The organism is Streptomyces sp. NPDC002536, assembly GCF_053594995.1.
Genome location: NZ_JBSFWU010000005.1, coordinates 25,529 through 48,645 on the forward strand (window position 1 = coordinate 25,529; position 23,117 = coordinate 48,645).

19 protein-coding genes and 1 riboswitch are annotated in these 23,117 nt (G+C 72.3%); of the genes, 6 read left to right on the forward strand and 13 right to left on the reverse strand.

Translation table 11 applies throughout. The features are described 5' to 3' along the window. Positions 1–44: 44 nt before the first annotated feature. Positions 45–326 (forward strand): HPr family phosphocarrier protein, encoded by a 282-nt coding sequence (locus ACWD4B_RS03320; RefSeq protein WP_336412754.1) that lies wholly within the window; start codon positions 45–47, stop codon positions 324–326. 340 nt (positions 327–666) lie between these two features. Here the strand turns inward: ACWD4B_RS03320 and ACWD4B_RS03325 are convergent, their stop codons facing one another. The 4 genes from ACWD4B_RS03325 to ACWD4B_RS03340 all read right to left on the reverse strand — a co-directional run bounded on the left by ACWD4B_RS03325 (position 667) and on the right by ACWD4B_RS03340 (position 5,476). After that, positions 667–1,383: a GntR family transcriptional regulator gene (locus ACWD4B_RS03325; RefSeq protein ID WP_451419174.1), complete on the reverse strand. Its 717-nt coding sequence runs from the start codon at positions 1,381–1,383 to the stop codon at positions 667–669. Positions 1,384–1,523: 140 nt separating this feature from the next. Next, positions 1,524–2,327, reverse strand: a complete 804-nt coding sequence (locus tag ACWD4B_RS03330; RefSeq protein ID WP_451419175.1) for a M23 family metallopeptidase — start codon at positions 2,325–2,327, stop codon at positions 1,524–1,526. 14 nt (positions 2,328–2,341) lie between these two features. Next, positions 2,342–2,497, reverse strand: a riboswitch (cyclic di-AMP (ydaO/yuaA leader). Positions 2,498–2,702: 205 nt separating this feature from the next. Then, positions 2,703–4,070, reverse strand: coding sequence for a M16 family metallopeptidase (locus ACWD4B_RS03335; RefSeq protein ID WP_390778461.1), 1,368 nt, complete (start codon positions 4,068–4,070; stop codon positions 2,703–2,705). A gap of 44 nt (positions 4,071–4,114) precedes the next feature. Further along, positions 4,115–5,476, reverse strand: a complete 1,362-nt coding sequence (locus tag ACWD4B_RS03340; RefSeq protein WP_451419236.1) for a M16 family metallopeptidase — start codon at positions 5,474–5,476, stop codon at positions 4,115–4,117. A gap of 225 nt (positions 5,477–5,701) precedes the next feature. Between ACWD4B_RS03340 and ACWD4B_RS03345 the strand changes: the two genes are divergently transcribed. After that, positions 5,702–8,158 carry a DNA gyrase/topoisomerase IV subunit A gene (locus tag ACWD4B_RS03345; protein WP_451419176.1) on the forward strand — a complete coding sequence of 819 codons (2,457 nt, stop codon included), beginning with the start codon at positions 5,702–5,704 and terminating at the stop codon, positions 8,156–8,158. Positions 8,159–8,218: 60 nt separating this feature from the next. Here the strand turns inward: ACWD4B_RS03345 and ACWD4B_RS03350 are convergent, their stop codons facing one another. Beyond that, entirely contained in the window at positions 8,219–9,280 is a 1,062-nt protein-coding gene (locus tag ACWD4B_RS03350; protein WP_451419177.1) for a CobW family GTP-binding protein, read from the reverse strand. 29 nt (positions 9,281–9,309) lie between these two features. After that, on the reverse strand, positions 9,310–10,458 hold the full coding sequence (locus ACWD4B_RS03355) for a citrate synthase/methylcitrate synthase (RefSeq protein ID WP_451419178.1): 1,149 nt from the start codon (positions 10,456–10,458) through the stop codon (positions 9,310–9,312). Positions 10,459–10,574: 116 nt separating this feature from the next. On the opposite strand from ACWD4B_RS03355, the gene ACWD4B_RS03360 reads away from it, so the two are divergent. Next, positions 10,575–11,843, forward strand: a complete 1,269-nt coding sequence (locus ACWD4B_RS03360; protein ID WP_451419179.1) for a citrate/2-methylcitrate synthase — start codon at positions 10,575–10,577, stop codon at positions 11,841–11,843. A 44-nt stretch (positions 11,844–11,887) separates the two neighbouring features. Next, on the forward strand, positions 11,888–12,832 hold the full coding sequence (locus tag ACWD4B_RS03365; RefSeq protein ID WP_451419180.1) for a sucrase ferredoxin: 945 nt from the start codon (positions 11,888–11,890) through the stop codon (positions 12,830–12,832). Here ACWD4B_RS03365 and ACWD4B_RS03370 read toward each other — a convergent pair. The 3 genes from ACWD4B_RS03370 to ACWD4B_RS03380 all read right to left on the reverse strand — a co-directional run bounded on the left by ACWD4B_RS03370 (position 12,796) and on the right by ACWD4B_RS03380 (position 15,661). Continuing rightward, on the reverse strand, positions 12,796–13,857 hold the full coding sequence (locus tag ACWD4B_RS03370; protein ID WP_451419181.1) for an ABC transporter substrate-binding protein: 1,062 nt from the start codon (positions 13,855–13,857) through the stop codon (positions 12,796–12,798). The two genes, ACWD4B_RS03365 and ACWD4B_RS03370, sit on opposite strands and share 37 nt — an antisense overlap. A 93-nt stretch (positions 13,858–13,950) precedes the next feature. After that, the gene (locus tag ACWD4B_RS03375) at positions 13,951–14,820 is read right to left on the reverse strand and encodes an ABC transporter permease (protein ID WP_451419182.1); all 870 of its coding nucleotides are present in this window, start codon (positions 14,818–14,820) and stop codon (positions 13,951–13,953) included. After that, the gene (locus ACWD4B_RS03380) at positions 14,810–15,661 is read right to left on the reverse strand and encodes an ABC transporter ATP-binding protein (RefSeq protein WP_451419183.1); all 852 of its coding nucleotides are present in this window, start codon (positions 15,659–15,661) and stop codon (positions 14,810–14,812) included. Before ACWD4B_RS03380 ends, ACWD4B_RS03375 begins: the two co-directional genes overlap by 11 nt. Positions 15,662–15,981: 320 nt before the next feature. Here ACWD4B_RS03380 and ACWD4B_RS03385 point away from each other — a divergent pair, with 320 nt between their 5' ends. Beyond that, a complete protein-coding gene (locus tag ACWD4B_RS03385; protein ID WP_451419184.1) occupies positions 15,982–17,592 on the forward strand; it encodes an ATP-binding protein in 1,611 nt (536 codons plus the stop codon). Further along, complete coding sequence (locus tag ACWD4B_RS03390) at positions 17,589–18,269, forward strand: response regulator (RefSeq protein WP_451419185.1); 681 nt, start codon at positions 17,589–17,591, stop codon at positions 18,267–18,269. Before ACWD4B_RS03385 ends, ACWD4B_RS03390 begins: the two co-directional genes overlap by 4 nt. Positions 18,270–18,287: 18 nt before the next feature. Here ACWD4B_RS03390 and ACWD4B_RS03395 read toward each other — a convergent pair whose 3' ends face one another. From ACWD4B_RS03395 to ACWD4B_RS03410, 4 genes are all read right to left on the reverse strand, one after another. After that, complete coding sequence (locus tag ACWD4B_RS03395; protein WP_451419186.1) at positions 18,288–19,016, reverse strand: response regulator transcription factor; 729 nt, start codon at positions 19,014–19,016, stop codon at positions 18,288–18,290. Next, positions 19,013–20,176, reverse strand: a complete 1,164-nt coding sequence (locus ACWD4B_RS03400; RefSeq protein WP_451419237.1) for a sensor histidine kinase — start codon at positions 20,174–20,176, stop codon at positions 19,013–19,015. The genes ACWD4B_RS03395 and ACWD4B_RS03400 overlap by 4 nt, the downstream gene beginning before the upstream one ends. Positions 20,177–20,204: 28 nt before the next feature. Then, positions 20,205–20,693 (reverse strand): DUF1453 domain-containing protein, encoded by a 489-nt coding sequence (locus ACWD4B_RS03405; RefSeq protein ID WP_451419187.1) that lies wholly within the window; start codon positions 20,691–20,693, stop codon positions 20,205–20,207. A 169-nt stretch (positions 20,694–20,862) separates the two neighbouring features. Continuing rightward, positions 20,863–22,983, reverse strand: coding sequence for a DNA gyrase/topoisomerase IV subunit B (locus ACWD4B_RS03410; protein ID WP_451419188.1), 2,121 nt, complete (start codon positions 22,981–22,983; stop codon positions 20,863–20,865). Between the last annotated feature and the right edge of the window lie 134 nt (positions 22,984–23,117).

The following is a 23,117-nucleotide window of genomic DNA, read 5'->3' on the forward strand; positions in this document are numbered from 1 at the left end:
CGACACTGGTCTAGACAACCGCTCACGACTCGAAGGGCAACACCATGGTTGAGCGCCGCGTAAACGTCGGCTGGGCCGAGGGCCTGCACGCCCGCCCGGCGTCGATCTTCGTCCGTGCGGCGACCGCCGCCGGCGTCCCCGTGACCGTCGCCAAGGCGGACGGCAGCCCCGTCAACGCCGCCTCGATGCTGGCCGTGCTGGGCCTGGGCGCCCAGGGTGGCGAGGAGCTCGTCCTGTCCTCCGAGGCGGACGGTGCCGAGGCCGCGCTCGACCGTCTGGCCAAGCTGGTCGCCGAGGGGCTCGAGGAGCTCCCCGAGACCGTCTGATCCACCGGTTTCCCTGCAGTGGGGCCGCGGCCGCCGACCGAGGCGGCCGCGGCCCCACTGTCGCCTAGGGTCTGCGCCCCTTTGGGGCGCTGCACGATCCGCCGGGCAGGCCCTAGGGCCTGTCCGGCGGATCTTCGTCGCGCGGCACCGCAGCGCCCCGTCAGGGGCGCGGGGAACTGCGCGATCAGCCACGACGCGCCCACAGTCGAGGTACTCGGGGCTTCGCCCCGGACCCCAGGGGCAATGCGTCGGCTGCAGGCCGTCGGTGGCTTGTCGCGCAGTTCCCCGCGCCCCTGACGGGGCGCACCGCACCCACGGGCGAAGATCCGCCGGGCAGGCCCTAGGCGCGTGCGCCCGCCGTGCTTGCGGACGGTTTCGCGCCCGGCACGGCCTGCAGCACCGGCCGCCGCAGCCGGTAGGCGCCCGGCGCCCGGTCCGTACGGGCGGCGGCCAGCGCCCGCGCCCGTTCCGCGTCGCCGCGGGCGACGGCGTCCACCAAGGCCCCGTAGGCCTCCCAGGTCTCCACCGGGCGCGCCGGCGGCTCGGCCGCGTACACCCAGGCGATCTTGCGGCGCAGCTGGGTCAGCAGCGTGGTGAGGCTGAGGCTGCAGGAGGCCTGGGCGAGGGTCTCGTCGAACCAGTCGGCCAGCGGCCGCAGTTCGTCCGTGCGCCCGGCGCGCGCCCGCTCCTGCCCGAGGCGCACGAGGCCGCGCAGCACCTTCAGATGCGCCTCCGTGCGGCGCTGTGCGGCCCGCGCGGCGCCCAACGGCTCCAGCAGGGCCCGTACTTCGAGCAGGTCGGCGGCCTCCTGGGCGGTCGGCTCGGCCACGCACGCCCCGGCGTGCCGGCGGGTGGTCACGAAGCCTTCGGAGGCCAGCGTGCGCAGAGCCTCGCGCACGGGGACCCGGGAGACGCCGTAACGGCGGGCGAGGAGTTCCTCGATGAGCCGACTGCCGGGCGGAAAGGTGCCGGAGACGATGTCGTCGCGGATCGCGGTGCAGACCGCGTGCGTGGAAATACGGCCGCCCTCGCGCGTCTCTCCGCCGTCTCCGTTCATGTCCGGCGACTCTATGGCAATCGCATCCGGTTTCCGATGGCGCCGCTGCAGCCATGGACATGTTTTGGCCAGCCGGGCTGCGCGCCGACGCAAAGGACCCCAGCCGGAGCCGGGGTCCCGAAAGTCTGCGGAGCGGGCCGTTACAGGCTGACGCCGTGGGAGCGCAGGTAGGCGACCGGGTCGATGTCCGAGCCGTAGGTCGGGGCCGTACGGGCCTCGAAGTGCAGGTGCGGTCCGGTGACGTTGCCGGTGGCGCCGGAGAGGCCGATCTGCTGGCCGACGGTGACCGTGTCGCCGACGGAGACGCCGATGGACGACAGGTGACCGTACTGGGTGTACGTGCCGTCGTTCATCTTGATGACGATGTTGTTGCCGTAGGCGCCGCCCCAGCCCGCCTCGACGATGGTGCCCGCGCCCACGGCGTGCACCGAAGTGCCCGACTCCGCATGGAAGTCGACGCCGGTGTGGCTGCCGGAGGACCACAGGCCGCTGGAGGCCTTGTACGGGGTGGAGACGTAGGAGCCGTCGATCGGGATCACGAAGAGGTTGAGGCGCTTGCGCTCCTCCTCGCGGGCCGCGCGCTCCTTCTCGGCGCGCTCGGCGTCCGCCTTGCGCTGGGCCTCGTCCGCGCGCTTCTTGGCCTCGGAGGCCCGCTGCTTGGCGTCCTTCTCGGCCTGCTGCCGGACGCTGGCCTCGTCGGCCGCGCTGCGCTGCGTCTGGGCCTGGGCGTCGACGTTGCCGGAGATGGCGTCGCTCATCACGATGGCCTGGGTGAGGCCGGTGTCCTCGGTGCGGTGCGCCTCGTCCGCGGCGGCGATCGCCGGGGCGGCGAAGCCCGCGACCACACCGCCCATGGTGAGGGTGGCTATGCCGGCGACGTTGGCGCCGGAACGGACGGCGCGGCTCGGACGGCGGTGCTTCCCGGTGGGACGGGTGAACGCCATGCTGAGGCTTTTTCCTTTCCTTCCTTCTCGCCTACCGGGTTAGCTGACGGGTTCGGAGCAGGAAGGTCTCCTACGGCTCCCTCGCGAGAGGGACCCGATTCACCCCAAGGGAACGGTGGTTCCCCGGCTCCCCTGGCTCGCGCCGTACGGGGACTCGGCGATGGCGGTCCGGGAGCCGCGGTTGCGGTTCCGGTCTGACGGACTGCCGCCCCGACGCTAATCGCCGTCAGATTCGAACGGCAAACAGAAGCCGGGTTTTATGACGTACGCCACACCGTCAACATGCAACCTCTGCCCGAAATTGGACATAAGGGAGGCGCGCAGGCCCGTGCGGACCCGCGCGCCTCCCTCACTGCGCCTGTTTCTGACGGTCCGTCAGGCAGGGATCACGGTGACCTCGCCGATGCCCAGGGCCCGGACCGGCTCCTCGATCTGTGCCGCGTCGCCGACGAGGACGGTCACCAGACGGTCGGCCGGGAAGGCGCTCACGACGGCCGCCGTGGCCTCCACCGTGCCGGTGTCCGCGAGGCGTTCGTACAGCCGCGCCTGGAAGTCGTCCGCCAGGTGCTGCTCGACCTGGTCCGCCAGCGTGCCCGCGACGGCGGCGGCCGTCTCGAACTTCAGCGGTGCGACGCCGACGAGGTTCTGCACGGCCGCGTCCCGCTCGGCCTCCGTCAGGCCCTCCGCCGCGAGGGTGCGCAGCACCGTCCAGAGGTCCTCCAGCGCGGGGCCGGTGTTGGGGGTGTCCACCGAGCCGCTGATGGCCAGCATGGCGGCGCCCGTCCCGTCCGGCCCGGAGCGCAGGACCTGGCCGAACGCGCGCACGCCGTAGGTGTAACCCTTCTCCTCGCGCAGCACCCGGTCCAGGCGGGAGGTGAGGGTGCCGCCGAGGCAGTAGGTGCCGAGCACCTGGGCCGGCCAGACGCGGTCGTGCCGGTCCGGGCCGGTGCGGCCGATGAGCAGCTGGGTCTGGACGGCGCCGGGGCGGTCCACGATCACCACGCGGCCGGTGTCGTCCCCGGCGACCGGCGGCACGGGCCGGGGCTCGGCGGCGGAGCCGGTCCAGGCGCCGAGGGTGTCGGCGAGGGCCTGGTCGAGGTCGACGCCGGTGAAGTCGCCGACGACGACGACGGTGGCGGCGGCCGGGCGCACGTGGGCCTCGTAGAAGGCGCGCACGGCGGCGGCGTCGATGCGCTCGACGGTCTCCTGGGTGCCCTGGCGGGGACGGGACATCCGGGAGCCGGCCGGGAAGAGCTCCGCGGAGAGCGCCATGGCGGCCCGGCGGGCGGGGTTGGCCAGCTCGTGCGGGATCTCGTCCAGGCGGTTGCCCACGAGCCGCTCGACCTCGTCGTCGGGGAAGGCCGGGGCGCGCAGGGCGTCGGCGAGCAGGCCGAGGGCCTTGGCCAGCCGGGAGGCGGGGACCTCCAGGGAGAGCCGGACGCCGGGGTGGTCGGCGTGCGAGTCCAAGGTGGCGCCGCAGCGCTCCAGTTCGGCCGTGAAGTCCTCGGCGCTGAGCTTGTCGGTGCCCTCGGAGAAGGCCCGGGCCATGATCGTGGCCACGCCGTCGAGGCCCTCGGGCTCGGCGTCCAGGGGCGCGTCCAGGTTCACCTCGACGGCGACGACCTGCTGGCCCGGGCGGTGGCAGCGCAGCACGGTCAGGCCGTTGGGCAGCGCCTCGCGCTCGGGGGCGGGGAAGGCCCAGGGGGTCGCCGTGCCCGGCGCGGGCTGCGGGTGGAACTGCATCGTGGGTGCTGCGGTGTCCGTGCCGTTCGCGGCTGCGGTGTCGCTCACCGGTCCGTCTCGCTTTCGGTTGCGGGTGCGTCTGCGTTCTCGTCGGCGTCGCCGTCGGCCTGGCCGGTGGGCTCGTAGACGAGCACGGCGCGGTTCTGCGGGTGCAGCCGGGCCTTGGCGACCGCCTGCACCTCCTCGGGGGTGATCTCCAGGACACGCTGCACGGCGGTCAGGGCGAGCTGCGGGTCACCGAACAGCACGGCGAAGCGGCACAGTTCGTCGGCCCGGCCGCTGACGGTGGCCAGCCGGTCCAGCCACTCGCGCTCCAGCTGGGCCTGCGCGCGCTCCATCTCCTCCGGGGTCGGCCCCTCCAGGGCGAAGCGGGCGAGCTCCTCGTCGACGGCCGCCTCGATCGCGGGCACCTCGAAGCCACCGGAGGCCTTGACGTCCAGCCAGCCGAGCGAGGGGGCACCGGCCAGCCGCAGGATGCCGAAGCCGGCGGCGACGGCCGAGCGGTCGTGGCGCACCAGGCGGTTGTGCAGGCGGGAGGACTCGCCGCCGCCCAGGATGGTCAGCGCCAGGTCGGCGGCGTCGCACTCGCGCGTGCCGTCGTGCGGCAGGCGGTAGGCGGCCATCAGCGCGCGGGCCGGGACCTCCTCCTCCACCACCTGGCGCAGCTCCTCGCCGATGGTGTCGGGCAGGCTGCCGTCGCGCGGGGGCTGCTTGCTGTCGTGCGCGGGGATGGAGCCGAAGTACTTCTCGATCCAGGCGAGCGTCTGCTCCGGGTCGATGTCGCCGACGACCGACAGCACGGCGTTGCCGGGCGCGTAGTACGTGCGGAAGAACGCGCGCGCGTCCTCCAGGGAGGCGGCGTCCAGGTCGGCCATGGAGCCGATGGGCACGTGGTGGTAGGGGTGGCCCTCGGGGTAGGCCAGGGCCGTCAGCTTCTCGAATGCCGTGCCGTAGGGCACGTTGTCGTAGCGCTGGCGGCGCTCGTTCTTGACGACGTCGCGCTGGTTCTCCATGGACTCGTCGTCCAGGGCGGCCAGCAGCGAGCCCATCCGGTCGGCCTCCAGCCACAGGGCCAGCTCCACCTGGTGGGTGGGCATGGTCTCGAAGTAGTTGGTGCGCTCGAAGCTGGTGGTGCCGTTGAGCGAGCCGCCCGCGTTCTGCACCAGCTCGAAGTGGCCGTTGCCCTCGACCTGGGCGGAGCCCTGGAACATGAGGTGTTCGAAGAGGTGGGCGAGGCCGGTGCGGCCCTTGACCTCGTGGCGCGAGCCGACGTCGTACCAGAGGCAGACGGCGGCGACCGGGGTCAGATGATCCTCGGAGAGCACCACCCGCAGGCCGTTGGCCAGGCGGTGCTCGGTCGCTTTCAGGCCGCCGGAGCCGGCCTGTTGCGTGGCCGTGTGACCCATGGGCATGTACGTCCCTTCGATTGCTCGAAAATCCCGCGGTGCCTCGCGGCGGCGCGCGTGATGAACAGTCCTGTCACTGTATGCAAGCGCGTCGGCTTCTGGCGAAGTTCCCGGCCGCCTCACTCCCTGCGGACGGGTCGCGGTCGGCGTTGTCGGTGGCGCGGTCCACAATGGTCGGGGTCAGCACACCCGCACCGGCAACCGATCGAAGGAGCAGCAGCCGCGATGGCCCGCCGCAGCACGAAGACCCCGCCGCCGGAAGAGTTCGAGGAGCGCATCCTCGACATCGACGTCGTCGACGAGATGCAGGGCTCCTTCCTCGAGTACGCCTACTCCGTCATCTACTCCCGCGCCCTGCCCGACGCCCGCGACGGTCTCAAGCCCGTCCAGCGCCGCATTCTCTTCCAGATGAACGAGATGGGCCTGCGCCCCGAGCGGGGCCACGTGAAGTGCGCCCGCGTCGTCGGCGAGGTGATGGGCAAGCTCCACCCGCACGGCGACGCCTCGATCTACGACGCTTTGGTGCGCATGGCGCAGCCCTTCTCCATGCGGCTGCCCCTGGTCGACGGCCACGGCAACTTCGGCTCGCTGGGCAACGACGACCCGCCCGCGGCCATGCGGTACACCGAGGCCCGTATGGCGGCGCCCTCGTCGCTGATGACGGAGTCGATCGACGAGGACACCGTCGACTTCGCCCCGAACTACGACGGCAGCGAGCGGGAGCCTGTCGCCCTCCCCGCCGCCTATCCCAACCTGCTGGTCAACGGCTCGTCCGGGATCGCGGTCGGCATGGCGACGAACATGCCCCCGCACAACCTGGGCGAAGTGATCGCCGCCGCCCGGCACCTGATCAAGCACCCGGGTGCCGACCTCGACACCCTGATGCGGTTCATCCCCGGCCCGGACCTGCCCACCGGCGGCCGCATCGTGGGGCTGAGCGGCATCCGCGACGCGTACGAGACGGGCCGCGGCACGTTCAAGATGCGCGCAACGGTCTCCGTGGAGAACGTGACCGCCCGCCGCAAGGGCCTGGTGGTCACCGAACTGCCCTTCGCGGTGGGCCCGGAGAAGGTCATCTCCAAGATCAAGGATCTGGTCGGCTCCAAGAAGATCCAGGGCATCGCCGATGTGAAGGACCTCACCGACCGCGCACACGGCCTGCGGCTGGTCATCGAGGTCAAGAACGGCTTCAACCCCGAGGCCGTGCTGGAGCAGCTCTACAAGCTGACGCCGATGGAGGAGTCCTTCGGCATCAACAACGTGGCGCTGGTCGACGGCCAGCCGCTGACGCTGGGCCTCAAGGAGCTCCTGGAGGTCTACGTCGACCACCGCTTCGAGGTGGTCCGCCGGCGCAGCGAGTTCCGGCGCGGCAAGCGACGCGACCGGCTGCACCTGGTCGAGGGCCTGCTGGTGGCGCTCGTCGACATCGACGAGGTCATCAGAATCATTCGATCGAGCGAGAACGCCGCGGAGGCGAAGGCCTCACTCATCGAACGTTTCTCGCTCTCCGAGGTGCAGACCCAGTACATTCTCGACACTCCGCTGCGCCGTCTGACCAAGTTCGACCGGATCGAGCTGGAGGCCGAGCGCGACCGGCTGACCGAGGAGATCGAGCGCCTCACCGAGATCCTGGAGTCCGACGCGGAGCTGCGCAAGCTGGTCTCCGCCGAACTGGCCGACGTGGCCAAGAAGTTCGCCACCGACCGGCGCACGGTGCTGCTGGAGTCGGCCGGTGCGCCGGCGGCCGCGGTGCCGCTGCAGGTGGCGGACGACCCGTGCCGGGTGCTGCTGTCCTCCACGGGCCTGCTGGCCCGTACGGCCACGGGCGAGCCGTTCGCGGGCGCCGAGGAGGCCAAGCGCGTCAAGCACGACGTGATCGCGTCGGCGGTTCCGGCGACGGCCCTGGGCGAGGTCGGCGCGGTCACTTCGGGCGGCCGGCTGCTGCGGATGCGGGTCATCGACATGCCGCAGCTGCCGGAGACGGCGGCCGCGCCGAATCTGTCGGGCGGCGCCCCGGTCTCGGAGTTCCTGTCGCTGGAGGACGGCGAGCGGGTGGTGTGCCTGACCACGCTGGACGAGTCCTCGCCCGGCCTGGCGATCGGCACGGAACAGGGCGTCGTCAAGCGCGTGGTCCCCGACTATCCGGCGAACAAGGACGAGTTGGAGGTCATCACCCTCAAGGAGGGCGACAGCATCATCGGCGCAGTCGAACTGCGCACGGGCGAGGAGGATCTGGTCTTCCTCACCGACGACGCCCAACTGCTGCGCTACCAGGCCTCCCAGGTCCGGCCGCAGGGCCGCCCGGCGGGCGGCATGGCGGGCATCAAGCTGTCGTCCGGCGCGAAGGTCATCTCGTTCACGGCCGTCGATCCCGCGGAGGACGCGGTGGTGTTCACGGTGGCCGGCGCCCGTGGCGGCCTGCCCGGCGCGGCCTCGATGGGCTCGGCGAAGCTGACGCCCTTCGACCAGTACCCGCGCAAGGGGCGGGCGACGGGCGGCGTGCGCTGCCAGCGCTTCCTCAAGGGCGAGGACTGCCTGGTCCTGGGCTGGGCGGGCACCGCACCGGCCCGCGCGGCACAGGCGGGCGGCGTCCCGGCCGAACTGCCGCCCATGGACCCGCGCCGCGACGGCTCGGGCGTCCCGCTCGCAAAGCCGGTGCTGTCGGTGGCGGGACCGGTGTAGACAACGACCGTCCCCGCGCCCGTAAGGGGCGCGGGGAACGGCGCGACCGGCCACAGACGGTCAGGACTGCGCGTACCGCAGAACCCCCCACATGCTGTTCGGGTCGGCATCCTGCGGCGCACCGCCGCCCCGGCAAGCGTCCAGCTCCCCCCGGAGGGCATCGGCATCGATCCCCCGCCCGATCATCACCAGTTGGGTGACGCGCTTCTCCCCGCGCGACCACGACGAGGGGTAGAACCGCAGGAAGTCGCCCACGGCATGGACGGCGAACTTCTGCCGGTGGCCGGGTATCCCGAAGTGGACGAAGCCCTTGATGCGGTAGAGCCCCTCGGGCCTGCTGTCGAGGAACGCCATCAGCCGGCGCGGGTCCACGGGCTCGTCGGAGACGAACTCCACGCTCTCGTAGGCCGCGTGGAGGTGGCCGTGGTGGCCGTGGTCGTGACCGTCCTCATGACCGTCCTCGTGGTCCCCGCGGCAGAGGTCCTCGAAGGACAGCTGCCGGACCGCCTCCAGGTGCTCCTCGCGGGGCTTGCGGTCGAAGAGCAGCTCGGGGTCGATGCGCCCGTAGGAGGCCGGGACGACGGGGGTCCCGGGGCTCAGCTCCCCCAGCGTCTCCAGGAGCCGGTCACGGGCGTCGTCCGCGACCCGGTCGGCCTTGTTGAGGACCACCAGGTCGGCGATGGCCACGTGCCGGTCCAGCTCGGGGTGGGTGGTCCGGGTGCGCTCGAACTCCGCCGCGTCGACCACCTCGACCAGGCCGCCGTAGACGATGTTGCGGTTCTCGCTGGCGAGGATCATGCGGATGAGCTCCTGCGGCTCGGCCAGTCCGCTGGCCTCGATGACGATGACGTCGAGGCGGGCGGACGGGCGGGCCAGCTTCTCCAGGAATACGTCCAGTTCGCTGGTGTCCACGGCGCAGCACAGGCAGCCGTTGCCGAGCGAGACCATGGAGTCGACCTGGCCCGCGATGCTCATGGCATCGATCTCGATCTTGCCGAAGTCGTTGACGACCGCGCCGATCCGGCTGCCCCCGCTTCTGCTCAGCAGGTGGTTGAGCAGGGTGGTCTTGCCCGATCCCAGAAATCCTGCGAGCACGATGACCGGGATCTGTCGCTTGGCCACGGGGGCGCCTCCTCGTCGTGCGGGCGTCGTCAGCCGAGCGCGGTGGGCACCGGCTGCGGCGGGGGCGGGCCGACGTAGCGGGCCGCCGGGCGGATGATCTTGGAGTCTTCCGCCTGCTCCAGGATATTGGCGCTCCAGCCGACCGTCCGGGCCGCACAGAACGTCGGGGTGAACATCTCCCGGGACAGTCCGCACAGCTCCATGACCACCCCGGCGTAGAACTCCACGTTGATGTGCAGTTCGCGCCCCGGCTTGAGCTCCGCCAGGATCCCCTCGACCTGCCGCTCGACCTCGACGGCGAACTCCACGAGCGGGCCGCCGAATTCCTGCGCGATGCCGCGCAGCATCCGCGAGCGCGGGTCCTCGGTGCGGTAGACGGGGTGCCCGAAGCCCATGATCCGCTCGCCGGCGAGCACCCGTTCGCGGACCCAGGAGCCGATGCGGTCGGGGGTGCCGATGGCGTCCAGGGTGTCCAGGGCCCGGCTGGGGGCGCCGCCGTGCAGCGGGCCGGACAGGGCGCCGATCGCTCCGCACAGGCAGGCGGCGAGGTCGGCTCCGGTGGAGGCGATGACGCGGGCCGTGAAGGTCGAGGCGTTGAAGCCGTGGTCGATGGTGGAGATCAGGTACTGCTCGACGGCACGGGCACGCCGCGCGTCCGGCTCCTCTCCGGTGAGCATGTACAGGTAGTTGGCGGCGTACGGGAGGTCGTCGCGCGGTTCGACGGGCTTCAGGCCGCGGCCCAGCCGGTGCAGCGCGGTGAGCAGCACGGGCACGGCGGCGCAGGCGGCCAGGGCGTCGGTGGAGCGGTCGGCGGGGCCGATGTCGTACAGCGGACGCATCCCGTGGGCGCCGCCGAGCAGCGAGAGGGCGGCGCGCAGCCCGGCGAGCGGTCCCGCCTCGGCGCAGGCGCGGGCGATGCCGGGCAGGGCCGCGCGGACGTCCGTGGGGAGTCGGCGCAGCGCGGCGGTGCGTGCCGCGAAGGCCGCGGACTCCGCCGCGTCCGGCAGCCGGCCGTGGAACATCAGGTGCCAGACGTCCTCGAACGTACGGCTCTGCGCGAGCTCGACGGCCGAGTACTGGCGGTAGTGGTAGAAGCCCTCGCGGCCGCGGACGTCGCCCAGGGCGGTGTCGGTGACGACGACGCCCGCGAGCCCGCGGGGCACCTCGGTGAGGGTCATCTCGTGCCTCCTTGCTTCTTCGAACTTGCTGCTTCGAACTTGCTCCCTTGAACTTGATGGCGACTGTCCATGCTTGACTCGATCGGTGTCAATATTGATTGAATCAACATAAGAGCATGGACTACCGTGAGCGCATGGTGGAGCAGGGGACGGGACCGGAGCCCCCGGACAGGGAGCGGCTGACCACGCGCGAGGTCGCCGAGCGGCTCGGGGTGAAGCCCGAGACGGTCTACGCGTACGTGAGCCGGGGCCGGCTCACCGCCCGCCGCGGCCCGGGCGGCAGGGGCAGCACCTTCGACCCGCGCGAGGTCGAGGCGCTGGTGCGCCGCGGCGGCACCCGCCGCGAGCCCTCCTTCGGCGGCGAGAGCGCCATCCGCACGGGCGTCACCCTCATCACCGCGGACCGGCACTACTACCGCGGCGTGGACGCGACCGCGCTCGCCGAGCGGTACGGCTACGAGGAGGTCGCCGACTGGCTGTGGACCGGCGAACTGCACCGCGGCGTCCGGTTCGTCTCCCCCGCCGAGACCCTGGCCGCCGCCCGCAGCGCGGTGGCGGCGCTGCCCGCGCACAGCGGGACCGTCGACCGGCTGCGGGTGGCCGCGATCGCCGCGGCGGCGGCCGACCCGCTGCGCTTCGACCTGTCGCCCGAGGCCGTGCTGGGCACCGCCCGGGGCCTGATCCCGACGCTGGTCGACGCGCTGCCGCCCGCCGGGCAGCCGCACCGCGGCGACGGGCGGCTCGCGTGGCGGCTGTGGTCGCGGCTGAGCCCGCAGACACCCGACGAGGCGGCACTGTCCGTGCTGGAGGCGGCACTTGTGCTGCTCATCGACCACGACCTCGCCACGTCGACCCTTGCGGCGCGCGTGGCGGCGTCGTCACAGGCCCACCCGTACGCCGTCGTCTCGGCCGGGCTCGGCGCCCTCGACGGCCCGTTGCACGGCGCGGCCAGCGGCCTGGCGCACAGGATGCTGACCGAGGTGCTGCAGCGGGGCAGCGCGGCCGCGGTGGTGGCGGACCACCTGCGCGGCGGCCGGCGGGTGCCGGGCCTCGGCCACCGGCTCTACCCGGGGCCGGACCCGCGGGCCGAGGCGCTGTTCGCCCGGCTGGAGTCCGTGCCCGCCGCGGCGCAGGCCCTGGCCGCAGCCCGCGAGGTGGAGACGACCACCGCCCGGCACACGCCCCTGCACGCCAACGTGGACCTCGCGCTCGCCGTCCTGTCCGTCTCCGCGGGCATGCCGCCCGAGGCCGGGGAGACGGTGTTCGCGGTGGCCCGCACGGCCGGCTGGATCGCCCACGCGCTGGAGGAGTACGCCGAGCGCCCGATGCGGCTGCGCCCGTCCGGCGAATACTGCGGGCCCCGGCCCCCGCAACCGCTGCCCTGAGGTCCGATGCGGCAACTCCGCCGGGCCAGGTTAGGCTCACCTACGTGAGCACTTGCGCGAGCGCATCCCGCCTTCTGGCCGAACCCCTGGCCGGCACCGCCGCCACCGCCCGCACGTGGCTGCTGATCGAGCAGCCCGGGCCGTGGGGCTCCGACGCGCTCGCCTCCAGCCACCTCGACCCGGCCGTGAGCCGCGCCCTGGACGAGGCGGTCGCGGGCACCGGCGTGCGGATCGCACTGATCCGCCGCCCCGGACGGCACGCCGACTGCCATCAACCCGCCGGGCGGCGCGTCTTCGCCGCGCACACCGCACCCGGCAACTCCTGGATCCGCACGGCGGTCGTCACGGACCCCGCGCAGCTGCCCGGCCTGGACTTCGTGGCGCTCGGCGCGGGCGGGCACGGCGGCCTGTGGGAGCCGTACGAGGGCGATCCGCTCGCCCTCGTGTGCACCAACGGCAGGCGCGACCGCTGCTGCGCCCTGCTCGGCCGGCCGCTCGCCGCGGAGCTCGCCGCCTCGGCCTGCGGCGAGGTCTGGGAGATCACCCACCTCGGCGGCCACCGCTTCGCCCCGACCCTCATGGTGCTCCCCTACGGCTACGCGTACGGGCGGGCCACCGCGCAGGACGTCAAGGAAGCCCTGGAGGCGGCCCGCGACGGCCGCATCACGACCACGGGCTGCCGGGGCCGCTCCGCCTGGGAGCGGCCCGCCCAGGCCGCAGAGCTGGCCGTCCGCGACCTGACCGGCGAAGAGCGCGCGGACGCCCTGGACGTCACGGCGGCCGAGGGCGCGGCTCCCCGCTGGACCGTCACCGTCGCCCACACCGACGGCCGCGCCTGGCAGGCGGTCGTCGAGCAGGGCGCCGCCGAGACGCCGCGCCCGGAGAGCTGTGGCAAGGCGCCGGGCTCGCCGGCCCGGATGGACGTCGTGTCCGTCGCCCCGCTCGCCCGGCCTCAGCCCACGGCCTTCTTGGCGAACTCCGTGGTGTAGGTCTTCTCCAGGTTCACCGAGGCGCCCTTGAGGGCGGGGTTGAAGGACTTGAGGACCTCCAGGACGGTCTTCGGCCCGTCGGCGGGCATCACGCCGTCCTTGGTGAACATCGGCAGGGTGCTCTCGATCGACTTGACGTAGAGCTCCTTGCCGCCCTTCGCGTAGTCCTCGGGCATCTTCGCCGCGATCTCCTCCGGCGAGTGCGAGGACATCCACTTGAGCGTCTTCACCAGTGCGTTGGTCAGCTTCTGGACGGTGTCCTTGTTGTTCTCGACCCAACTGGTGTTCATGTAGAGGCTCGACGACGGGTAGAGCCCGCCGAGCGCCGCCCGCGAACCCTCGGGGGTGCGCATGTCGACGAGCACCGTGCCGAGGTCCTTGGCGAGGGCCTGGGCGACGGTCGGGTCGGTGGTCATGCCGGCGTCGATGGAGCCCTGTTGCAGCGCCGCGAGGAAGGTCTGCCCCGCGCCGACGGCGACCGGCGTGATGTCGCTGGTGGTCAGCCCGTTCTTCACCGCCAGGTATTTCGTCAGGAAGTCGGTGGATGAGCCGAGTCCGGTCACCCCGAGCTTCTTGCCCTTGAAGTCCTTCGGCGAAGCGACCTCGGACGCCGCCTTCTTGGAGACGATCTCCACCTCGCCCGGCGTCTGGGCCAGCTGGACCACGGACTCCACCTGCTTGCCCTTGGCCTGCAGGTCGAGGGTGTGGTCGTAGAAGCCCACCGCGCCCTGCACATCGCCGGAGACGAGGGAGGTCGTGGCCTGCACACCGGCCGGCTCGGTCAGCAGCTTGACCGTCAGGCCCTCCTTCTCGAAGTAGCCCAGCTGCTGGGTGAGCACCACCGGCAGGTAGATCACCTTGTCCAGGCCGCCCACCATGATCTTGACGGCCTCGCCCTTCAGCGCCTCGTTGCCCGCCTTGTTGCTGCCGGCCGACGCGTCGTCGGCGCAGCCGGACAGCGCGAGACACATCACCCCCGCGACGGCCGCCGCGGATACCTTGGTGCACTTGCCGAACGTACGCATCACACGTTCCTCACGGTCAGAAAGTCGGTGGCAGTTGCCCGTACAGGGGGGTGGGGTGGGTCCGGCCGGTGGGGGGCCGTCGGTGGAACCGTTTCAGTGCGCGTCGCCCGGCGCACCGGGCTTCCAGCGGAAGAGCCGCTTCTCGGCGAAGGTCAGCAGTCCCTCGGCGAGCAGCGCCACGACGGCGAGGACCGCCATCGCCGCGTAGACGCCGGCGGTGTCGAACGTCCCCTGTGACGCGGCGACCAGCAGACCGATGCCCTTGGTCGCGCCGAGGTACTCGCCGACGATCGCGCCGATGAGGGCGAAGCCGAAGCTGACATGCAGGCTGGTGAAGATCCACGAAGTGGCGGACGGGACCACGACCTGCAGGGTGACCTGGCGGTGACTGGCGCCCAGGATGCGGGCGTTGGCCACCAGGTTGCGGTCCACCTCGCGCGCGCCCTGGAAGGCGTTGAAGAAGACCGGGAAGAAGACGAGCACCACGGCCGAGGCGACCTTGGAGGCGGGCCCGAGGCCGAAGAGGATGATGAAGATCGGTGCGAGCACGATACGCGGCAGCGCGTTGAGGACCTTGATGTACGGGCCGAGGACATCGGCCAGGAAGCGGATCCGGCCGAGCACGATGCCGAGCACCACGCCGCCCGCGACCCCGATGCCCCAGCCGAGCAGGGCCTCCTGGAGCGTGTACCAGATCTGCTCGCCGAGCGATCCCTGAGCGGTGCCGTGCGTCGTCCACTGGACGATCCGGTCCCAGATCCTCGACGGCATCGAGAAGTTGAAGGGATCGATGACCTCGGTGCGGGCCAGGACCTCCCAGGCACCGAGGACGGCGGCCAGCAGCAGCACCCGGGCACCGAGGACCAGCAGCCGGTACTGCCGGGCGGCCCGCGCCCGGGCCTCCGTGCGGCCCTCCTTCCTTCCCCGGACGGCCACGGCGGCGGAGACGGCTTCAGGCGACACGGGCGGCACCCCTTTCGCGGGTGATGCGGACTTCCTCGCCGAGGCAGGCCCAGATCTCCCGGTAGAGCTCGATGAACTGCGGTTCCAGACGCACGGATTCGACCTTGCGGGGGCGCGGCAGGCCGATGGGGAAGACCTGTTTGACGGTGGCCGGTCCCGCGGTCATCACCACGACCTTGTCGGCCAGCGCGATCGCTTCCTCCAGGTCGTGGGTGACGAAGACGACGGAGGCGGCCTGCGCGCCGGGGCGGGAACCGCGGGATCCGCCCCACAGCTCCAGGAGTTCGTCCGACATCAGCGCGCGGGTCTGCACGTCGAGCGCGGAGAAGGGCTCGTCCATGAGCAGGATCGCCGGGTCGTTGACGAACGTCTGGGCCAGGGCCACGCGTTTGCGCTGGCCGCCGGAGAGCTGGTGCGGATAGCGGTCGGCGAAGGCGGCGAGCCCCACCCGGCCGAGCCAGTCGCGGGCCCGCGCCCGGGCCTCCGCCTTGGGCACGCCGCGGAACCGGGGGCCCGCCGCCACGTTGGAGAGCACCGTCCGCCAGGGGAAGACCGCGTCCTGCTGGAAGACGAAACCGACCTCCGGCCGGATCCCCTCCACCGACCCGCCGTCGATCAGCACCTCACCCTCGGTCGGCTCCTCCAGCCCGCTGACCAGGGTGAGCGTGGTGGACTTCCCGCACCCCGTGGGACCCACGACGGCCACGAACTCGCCCCGCCCGACGGTCAGATCGAGATCGCGCACAGCCGTGTGCACCCCGCCCGACGGCGTCCGGAACACCTTGCTCGCACCGCGCAGCTCGATCGCCGGGACATTGCCCGGCCGATTGCCGCTGTTCACGTCCGCCTCCTTGCACACCTTGCACCGGCCGTCCGGCCCCGCGCTCCGTGACGGGGCGGCCGGAGGTGGAGGCTAGGAGTGACCCAGGGCACAGGGGCAGCCTTGTGAGCGCTGTGCGGCTTGAGTGCACGAACCCTGTTCTGCTCGTTTTGCGCGCGTTAGAACAACAGTCAGGACAACAAAGCGCCACAGGGGCTGAGGAAGCCGTGTGATCCGGCTACGTTCGGTTCATGCTGCTGCATCGCAGCGCAACGGAACGGATGGAATGCGACACCCTGCAACAACCGCTACGGGGTGGTGCCGAGACGAAAGGGACCGACATGCGCCCCCGGTGGCCCCGCCGCGTCTTCGCCCATGTGCTGTCCGTGCAACTGCTGATCACCACCGGGGTCATCGCGCTCACCACCGGACTGCTCCTGGCTCCGCTGGAGTCCCAGCTCGACGAACAGGCCAAGCGCCGGGCGCTGGCGATCGCGCAGGCCACCGCCGCCCAGCCGGGCATCGCCCACGACATCCTCGCCGGACGGCCGGACCCCGACGGCCCGGTGCAGGCCGCCGCCGAACGCATCCGCCTGGCCACCGGCGCCCGTTACGTCGTGGTGGTCGACACCCGGGGCATCCGCTGGTCGCACACCACGCCCGGGGAGATCGGCCGCCACGTCGGCAGCGATCCGGGGCCCGCACTCGCAGGGGGCGAGTGGACGGGCATCGAGAACGGCACCCTGGGCCGCTCCGCGCGCGGCAAGGTGCCGCTGCGCGACACCGAGGGCGCCATCGTGGGCGCCGTGTCGGTGGGCATCGCCTACGACGACGTACGCGGCGGGGTGATCAGGGCGCTCCCCGGCATCCTGACGTACGCGGGAGCCGCGCTCGCGGTCGGTGCGCTGGCCGTGTTCGCCGTCTCCTGGCGGCTGCGCGCCCGGACGCACGGCATCGAACTCTCCGAGATCTCCGCCCTCCTGGACGAGCGCGAGGCGATGCTGCACGGCATCCGCGAGGGCGTCGTCGCACTCGACCGGCGCGGCCGGGTGCGGCTGGTCAACGACGAGGCACAACGGCTGCTGGGCATCGGCCCCGGGGCCACCGGGCGGCCGATCGACGCCGTCCTGCCGCCCGGCCGGGCCGCCGACGTACTGGCGGGACGGGTGTCGGGGACGGACCTGCTCACCGTCTGGAACGGGCGCGTGCTGGTCGCCAACCGGATGGAGACCCGCGACGGCGGAACCGTGGCCACCCTGCGCGACCGGACCGAACTGGAGCAGCTCGCCCGGGAACTGGACGGCACCCGGGGCCTCGCGGAGGCGCTGCGCGCACAGGACCACGAGCACGCCAACCGCATGCACACCATCGTGGGACTGCTGGAACTGGGGCTGTACGAGGAGGCCGTGGACTTCGTGGCCGAGGTGACCGGCGCGCACCGGGCCACGGCCGAGCAGGTCCTCGAAAAGGTCCACGAGCCGCTGGTCGGCGCCCTGTTGGTGGGCAAGAGCGCGGTCGCGGCCGAGCGAGGGGTGGCCCTGCGGGTGAGCAGGGCGACGCAGCTGCCCGAGCAGGTGGTGGACCCCCGGGACCTGGTCACGGTGCTGGGCAATCTCGTGGACAACGCACTGGACGCGGCCGCAGGGCGCGCCGGGGCATACGTGGAGGTGGAGGTGCGGACGGTGGGGACGACGGTCGTGATGCGGGTCGCGGACAACGGGCCGGGGGTCCCCGCCGCGGCGCGGGAGCTGGTGTTCACCGACGGCTGGTCCACCAAGCAGGCCGCCCCGAACCGGCCGCGGGGGCTGGGGCTCCCCCTGGTGCAACGGCTGGCGGAGCGGTACGGCGGAGCAGCCCGGGTGGGCGAACGGGACGGCGGAGGTGCGGTGTTCACGGTGGAGCTGCCGGAGGCGCTGCGGGCGGCGGTCCCGCTGCAGGAGGTGGCCCGGTGATCGAAGTCCTGGTCGTGGACGACGACTTCCGCGTCGCGGAGATCAACGCCGCCTATGTGTCCCGCGTTCCGGGCTTCCGCGTCCGCGCCATCGCCCACAGCGCGGCCCAGGCACTGGCCGAACTCGCGGGCGGCGGCGTCGACCTGGTGCTCCTCGACCACTACCTGCCCGACGAGACGGGCCTCTCCCTGGTCCGCCGCATCCGCCAGCTCGGCCACCACACGGACGTCATCATGGTGACCGCGGCCCGCGACATCACGACCGTGCGCACCGCCATGCGCTACGGCGCACTGCAGTACCTGGTCAAGCCGTTCACCTTCGCGGGGCTGCGGGTGAAGCTGGAGGCATACGCCCAGCTGCGCCGGGCCCTGGAGGGCACCCAGGAGGCCGAACAGGACCAGGTGGACCGGATCTTCGGCACCCTGCGCACCGCGGCCGTCGCCGCTCCCCTGCCCAAGGGCCACTCCGCGCCGACGGCCGAACTGATCCGCCGGGTGCTCTCGGACGCGGCATCCCCCCTGTCCGCACACGAGGTCGCGGAGCGCTCGGGCCTGAGCCGCTCCACGGCCCAGCGCTACCTCAAACGGCTTGAGGAGTCCGGCCGGCTCGACCTCACCCTCCGCTACGGCGAAACGGGCCGCCCGGAACACCGCTACACCTGGGCGGTCCGGAGCTGAACTCCCCTTCCGGCACGCTCAAGTGACCTGCGTGCCCGGGGGCCGGGCGATGCCGTGACGGTAGGCGTAGCGCACGGCCTGGGCGCGGTCGCGGACCCCGGCCTTGGCGAAGAGGTTGTTGATGTGCGTCTTGACCGTCGCCGTGCTCACGTGCAGCCGCCGGGCGATCTCGGTGTTCGACAGCCCGTCGGCCACCAGGGAGAGGACCTCCGCCTCCCGGACCGTCAGCCCGTCCGGCAGCTCCCGGGGAGCCGCGGGCCCGGCGCCGGGCACCTCGGCCACCGGCGCGGACAGGCTTTCCAGCAGCCGCATCTGTACCTTCGGCGACAGCCCCGCCTCGCCCGACATCACCTGCTCGACGGCCCGGACGATCTCCTCCGCCCCGGCGTCCTTGGTGAGATAGCCCCGCGCCCCGGCCTTCAGCGCCGGGAACAGCGAGCCGTCGTCGCCGAACGTGGTGAGCACCACGACCTGGGTGCCCGGGTGATCACGACGGATCCGGCGCGTGGCCTCCACCCCGTCGCAGCGGGGCATCCGGAGGTCCATCAGCACCACATCCGGGGCCTGTTCGGCGACCAGCCGCACCGCCTCCAGGCCGTCCGCCGCCGCACCGACGACCTCGATACCGGGCAGCAACCCCAGCAGCATCACGATGCCCTCGCGCACCACGGTCTGGTCGTCGGCGACCACGACCCGCGCCCGCCGACGCTGCTCTCCCCCGGCACCGTCATCCGTGCCACCCGTCACGCCGGCACCCGCAGACGCACCACGAACCCCTCCCGATCAGTCCCGGCCGGCCCGGCCTCCAGCGTGCCGCCCAGCAGCTCGGCACGCTCCCGCATCCCGATCAGACCGTACCCGGCGCCGGAGACCGCAAGACCGCCCACGGGCCGACGCGCCCCGCTGTCACGGACCGACAGCTCCACCTCTCCCTCCAGATAGGCGAATTTCATCTCCACCCGCGCCCCCGGGGCGTGCTTGCGCACATTGGTCAGCGCCTCCTGCGCCACCCTGCGCACCGCCAGCCCGGCCTCGGCCGGCACCCTCCGGGGCTCGCCCGTCACCTCCAGCACCGCTCCCTCCGCAGCCGCCACCTCCCGCAGGAAGTCCTCCACTTGGGCGATCTCGCCGCGCAGGGCCGACAGCGCCTGCCGCGTCTCGGCCAGCCCCGAACGCGCCATGCGCCGGGCCGCGGTGACCCGCTCCAGGATCTGCTCCCGCTCCCCTCCCCCCTCGATCAGCAGGCGTGCCGCCTCCAGGTGGACCATCTGCGCCGAGAGGCTGTGCGCGAGCACGTCGTGGATCTCCCGGGCGATCCGGGCCCGCTCCGCCAGCGCCGCCGACTCGGCCTCTGCGCTGCGCGCGGCCCGCTCCTGGGCCAGCAGCCGGAATCCGGCCCCGCGCGCCTCCTCGTCCAGCCTCAGCGTGTACCCGATGAGCCCCACCAACCCCACCGTGAGAGCCGTCCCCGCCAAACTGCCCGTGCTCACCAGGGCGTACGTCCCCATGACGGCGGCCGCGACACCGAACCCGTACGCCAGGGGGAGCCGCTCGATGGCGATGCCCCCGCACAGGCACCACAACCCGGTGGCCGCGAGGTGCGCCCCGCCGGCCTCGGCGAGCACCCCCACCGCGAACAGCACGCCCAGCCACCCGACCGACGGCCACAGCCGCTGCCCGAGCGTCGTGAGCCGGTACCGCCAGACCGCGACGACGCCGAGCAGGACACCTGCGGCGAAGGCCCCGTAACCCCACCCCTGGAACACGCCCTGGTGCAGCAGGCTCCACAGGAACATGCAGGCGAAGACGATCCGGACCGCCCACGAGATCGTTCTGCGCGCCGGCGGAACCCCCACCGGGGACAGCGCTTCGCGGGCCGGCCACACGGTCCAGCTCTGCATCGGCACGTACGGTCCTTCCGCCACGGCGCCGGTCTCAGCCACCGGCAGGGACACGGTACGCCGGGGCCAGCCCACGGCCCCGGTGGGCCAGCACCCCCGTGCGGGCGAGGAGCAGCGCCGCCACGGTGACCATGACGCCCGGCCCGCCCTGGTGGACCCCGGCCAGCGTGCCTATCCCGTAGAGCACGAGCCGCAGCACCAGACCGCCGGCCCACACCGCCGCGGTCGCCTTGCCGCCCTTGGCCCAGACCGTTCCCGAGGCGTCGGTCCATATGCGGCTGGTCCAGGCCCAGGCCGTTCCCGTGGCGAGCCCGGCCAGCACCCCGGCGGCCAACAGCCCGGCCGAGGCCGCCCGGTGCCCGGCGTCGATCAGGCCCGGCTGGCGCACCGCCATCACCACGAGCACGGCGGGCAGCAGCCACCAGCGCCCGGCGTCCTGGGCCAGCCTGCGCGGCTTCAGCTGCCGTACCAGCACGATCGCGATGACGGCGCAGATGACGGCGACGTCGACAAGGCCGGACATGGGGGAGCCTCCGGGGAGCGGGGACGTCCGCGGCAGGACCGCGGGAAGGACACGTCCGACGCTACGGATCCGGCTCCCGGCGGGGATCGGAGCACGGGTGGGCCCGGGGTGGAGCCCGGGTGGAGATCTCTCTCCACCCGGGGGTGGACGCCGGCCCGGCCGCCGGGGGTCAGGCGTCGATGCGCGAGCGGTCCAGCGTGGCCCCGGAGTTGGTGATGAACTCCTTGCGCGGGGCCACCTCGTTGCCCATCAGCAGGTCGAAGGTGCGCTCCGCCGCCTCCAGGTCGCTGATGTTGATCCGGCGCAGCGTGCGGTGGCGCGGGTCCATCGTGGTCTCGGCCAGCTGGTCGGCGTCCATCTCACCGAGGCCCTTGTAGCGCTGGATGCTCTCCTTGTAGCGGATGTTCTTGCGCTCCAGCTCCAGCAGCGTCTGCCGCAGCTCGCCGTCGGAGTAGGTGTAGATGTACTTGTCCTGGCCCTTGCGGGGGTTGATGAGCTCCACCCGGTGCAGCGGAGGTACCGCGGAGAACACCCGCCCCTCCTCCACCATCGGCCTCATGTAGCGCTGGAACAGCGTGAGCAGCAGGCAGCGGATGTGGGCGCCGTCCACATCGGCGTCCGCCAGGAAGATGACCTTGCCGTAGCGCGCCGCGTCGATGTCGAAGGTGCGGCCGGAGCCTGCTCCTATCACCTGGATGATCGCGCCGCACTCGGCGTTCTTCAGCATGTCGGAGACCGACGACTTCTGGACGTTGAGGATCTTGCCGCGGATCGGCAGCAGGGCCTGGAACTCCGAGTTCCGGGCGAGCTTGGCCGTGCCCAGCGCGGAGTCGCCCTCGACGATGAACAGCTCGCTGCGCTCGACGTCGTCGCTGCGGCAGTCGGCGAGCTTGGCCGGCAGCGAAGAGGACTCCAGGGCCGTCTTCCGCCGCTGGGCCTCCTTGTGCTGCCGGGCGGCGATCCGTGTGCGGGCGGCCGCGACGACCTTCTCCAGGATCGCCCGGGCCTGCTGCTTCGCATCGCGCTTGGTCGAGGTCAGGAACGCCTTGAGCTCCTTGGCGACCACATTCGCCACGATGCGGGAGGCGGCCGAGGTGCCGAGGACCTCCTTGGTCTGCCCCTCGAACTGCGGTTCCGCCAGCCGCACGGTCACCACGGCGGTGAGCCCCTCCATGGCGTCGTCCTTGACGACGTCGTCCTCGGCGACGCGGAGCAGCTTGGCCGAGCGGAGCACCTCGTTGACGGTCTTGGTGATCGACCGCTCGAATCCGGCCACGTGCGTGCCGCCCTTGGGGGTGGCGATGATGTTGACGAAGGACTTGACCGCGGTGTCGTACCCGGTGCCCCAGCGCAGCGCGATGTCCACGCCGAGCTCACGGGTGACCTCGGTGGGTGTCATGTGACCGCGCTCGTCCAGGACGGGGACGGTCTCCTTGAAAGTGCCCTGGCCGGTCAGCCGGAGCACGTCGCAGACGGCCTTGTCCTGCGCGAGGTACTCGCAGAACTCGCTGATGCCGCCGTCGTAGCGGAACGTCTCCTCGGTGACCTCGGCGCCGTCCAGGCCCCGCTCGTCGCGCACGACGATGGTCAGCCCCGGCACCAGGAACGCCGTCTGCCGGGCGCGTCCGTAGAGCGTCTCCAGGGAGAGCTTGGCGTCCTTGAGGAAGATCTGCCGGTCCGCCCAGTAGCGGACGCGGGTGCCGGTGCGGTTCTTGGGCACCTTCTTGCCCTTGAGCAGGCCGCTGGCGGGGTCGAAGGGGGCGTCCGGGCCGGACTCGGTGAAGATGCCGGGGACGCCGCGGCGGAAGCTGATCGCGTGCGTCCTGCTGCTGCGGTCGACCTCGACGTCCAGCCGGGACGACAGCGCGTTGACGACGGACGCGCCCACGCCGTGCAGACCGCCGGAGGCGGCGTAGGAGCCGCCGCCGAACTTGCCGCCCGCGTGCAGCTTGGTCATCACGACCTCGACGCCGGACAGGCCCGTCTTGGGCTCGACGTCCACGGGGATGCCGCGGCCGTTGTCCCGCACCTCCACCGAGCCGTCGTCGTGGAGGACGACCTCGATGCGGTCGCAGTAGCTGCCCAGGGCCTCGTCGACGGAGTTGTCGATGATCTCCCAGAGGCAGTGCATCAGGCCACGGCTGTCCGTGGACCCGATGTACATGCCGGGTCGCTTGCGGACGGCTTCGAGGCCCTCGAGGACGAGCAGGTGCCGCGCGGTGTAGTTGGAGCCGTCCCGGTCTGCTCCGGTCAGCAGCGCAGTGGACGGCACGGACATTTCGGCGGTCACGCGGTTCGCTCCTCGCTGAATTTCTGTCTGGCCCGCATTCGGGCACATGGGTGGCTCGGGTCGCCGTTCAGAGGGTACCGAGGCCTGGTAGAGCCTTTGTGCCGCCACCCGTAACCAGGGCCATGCTAATCCAG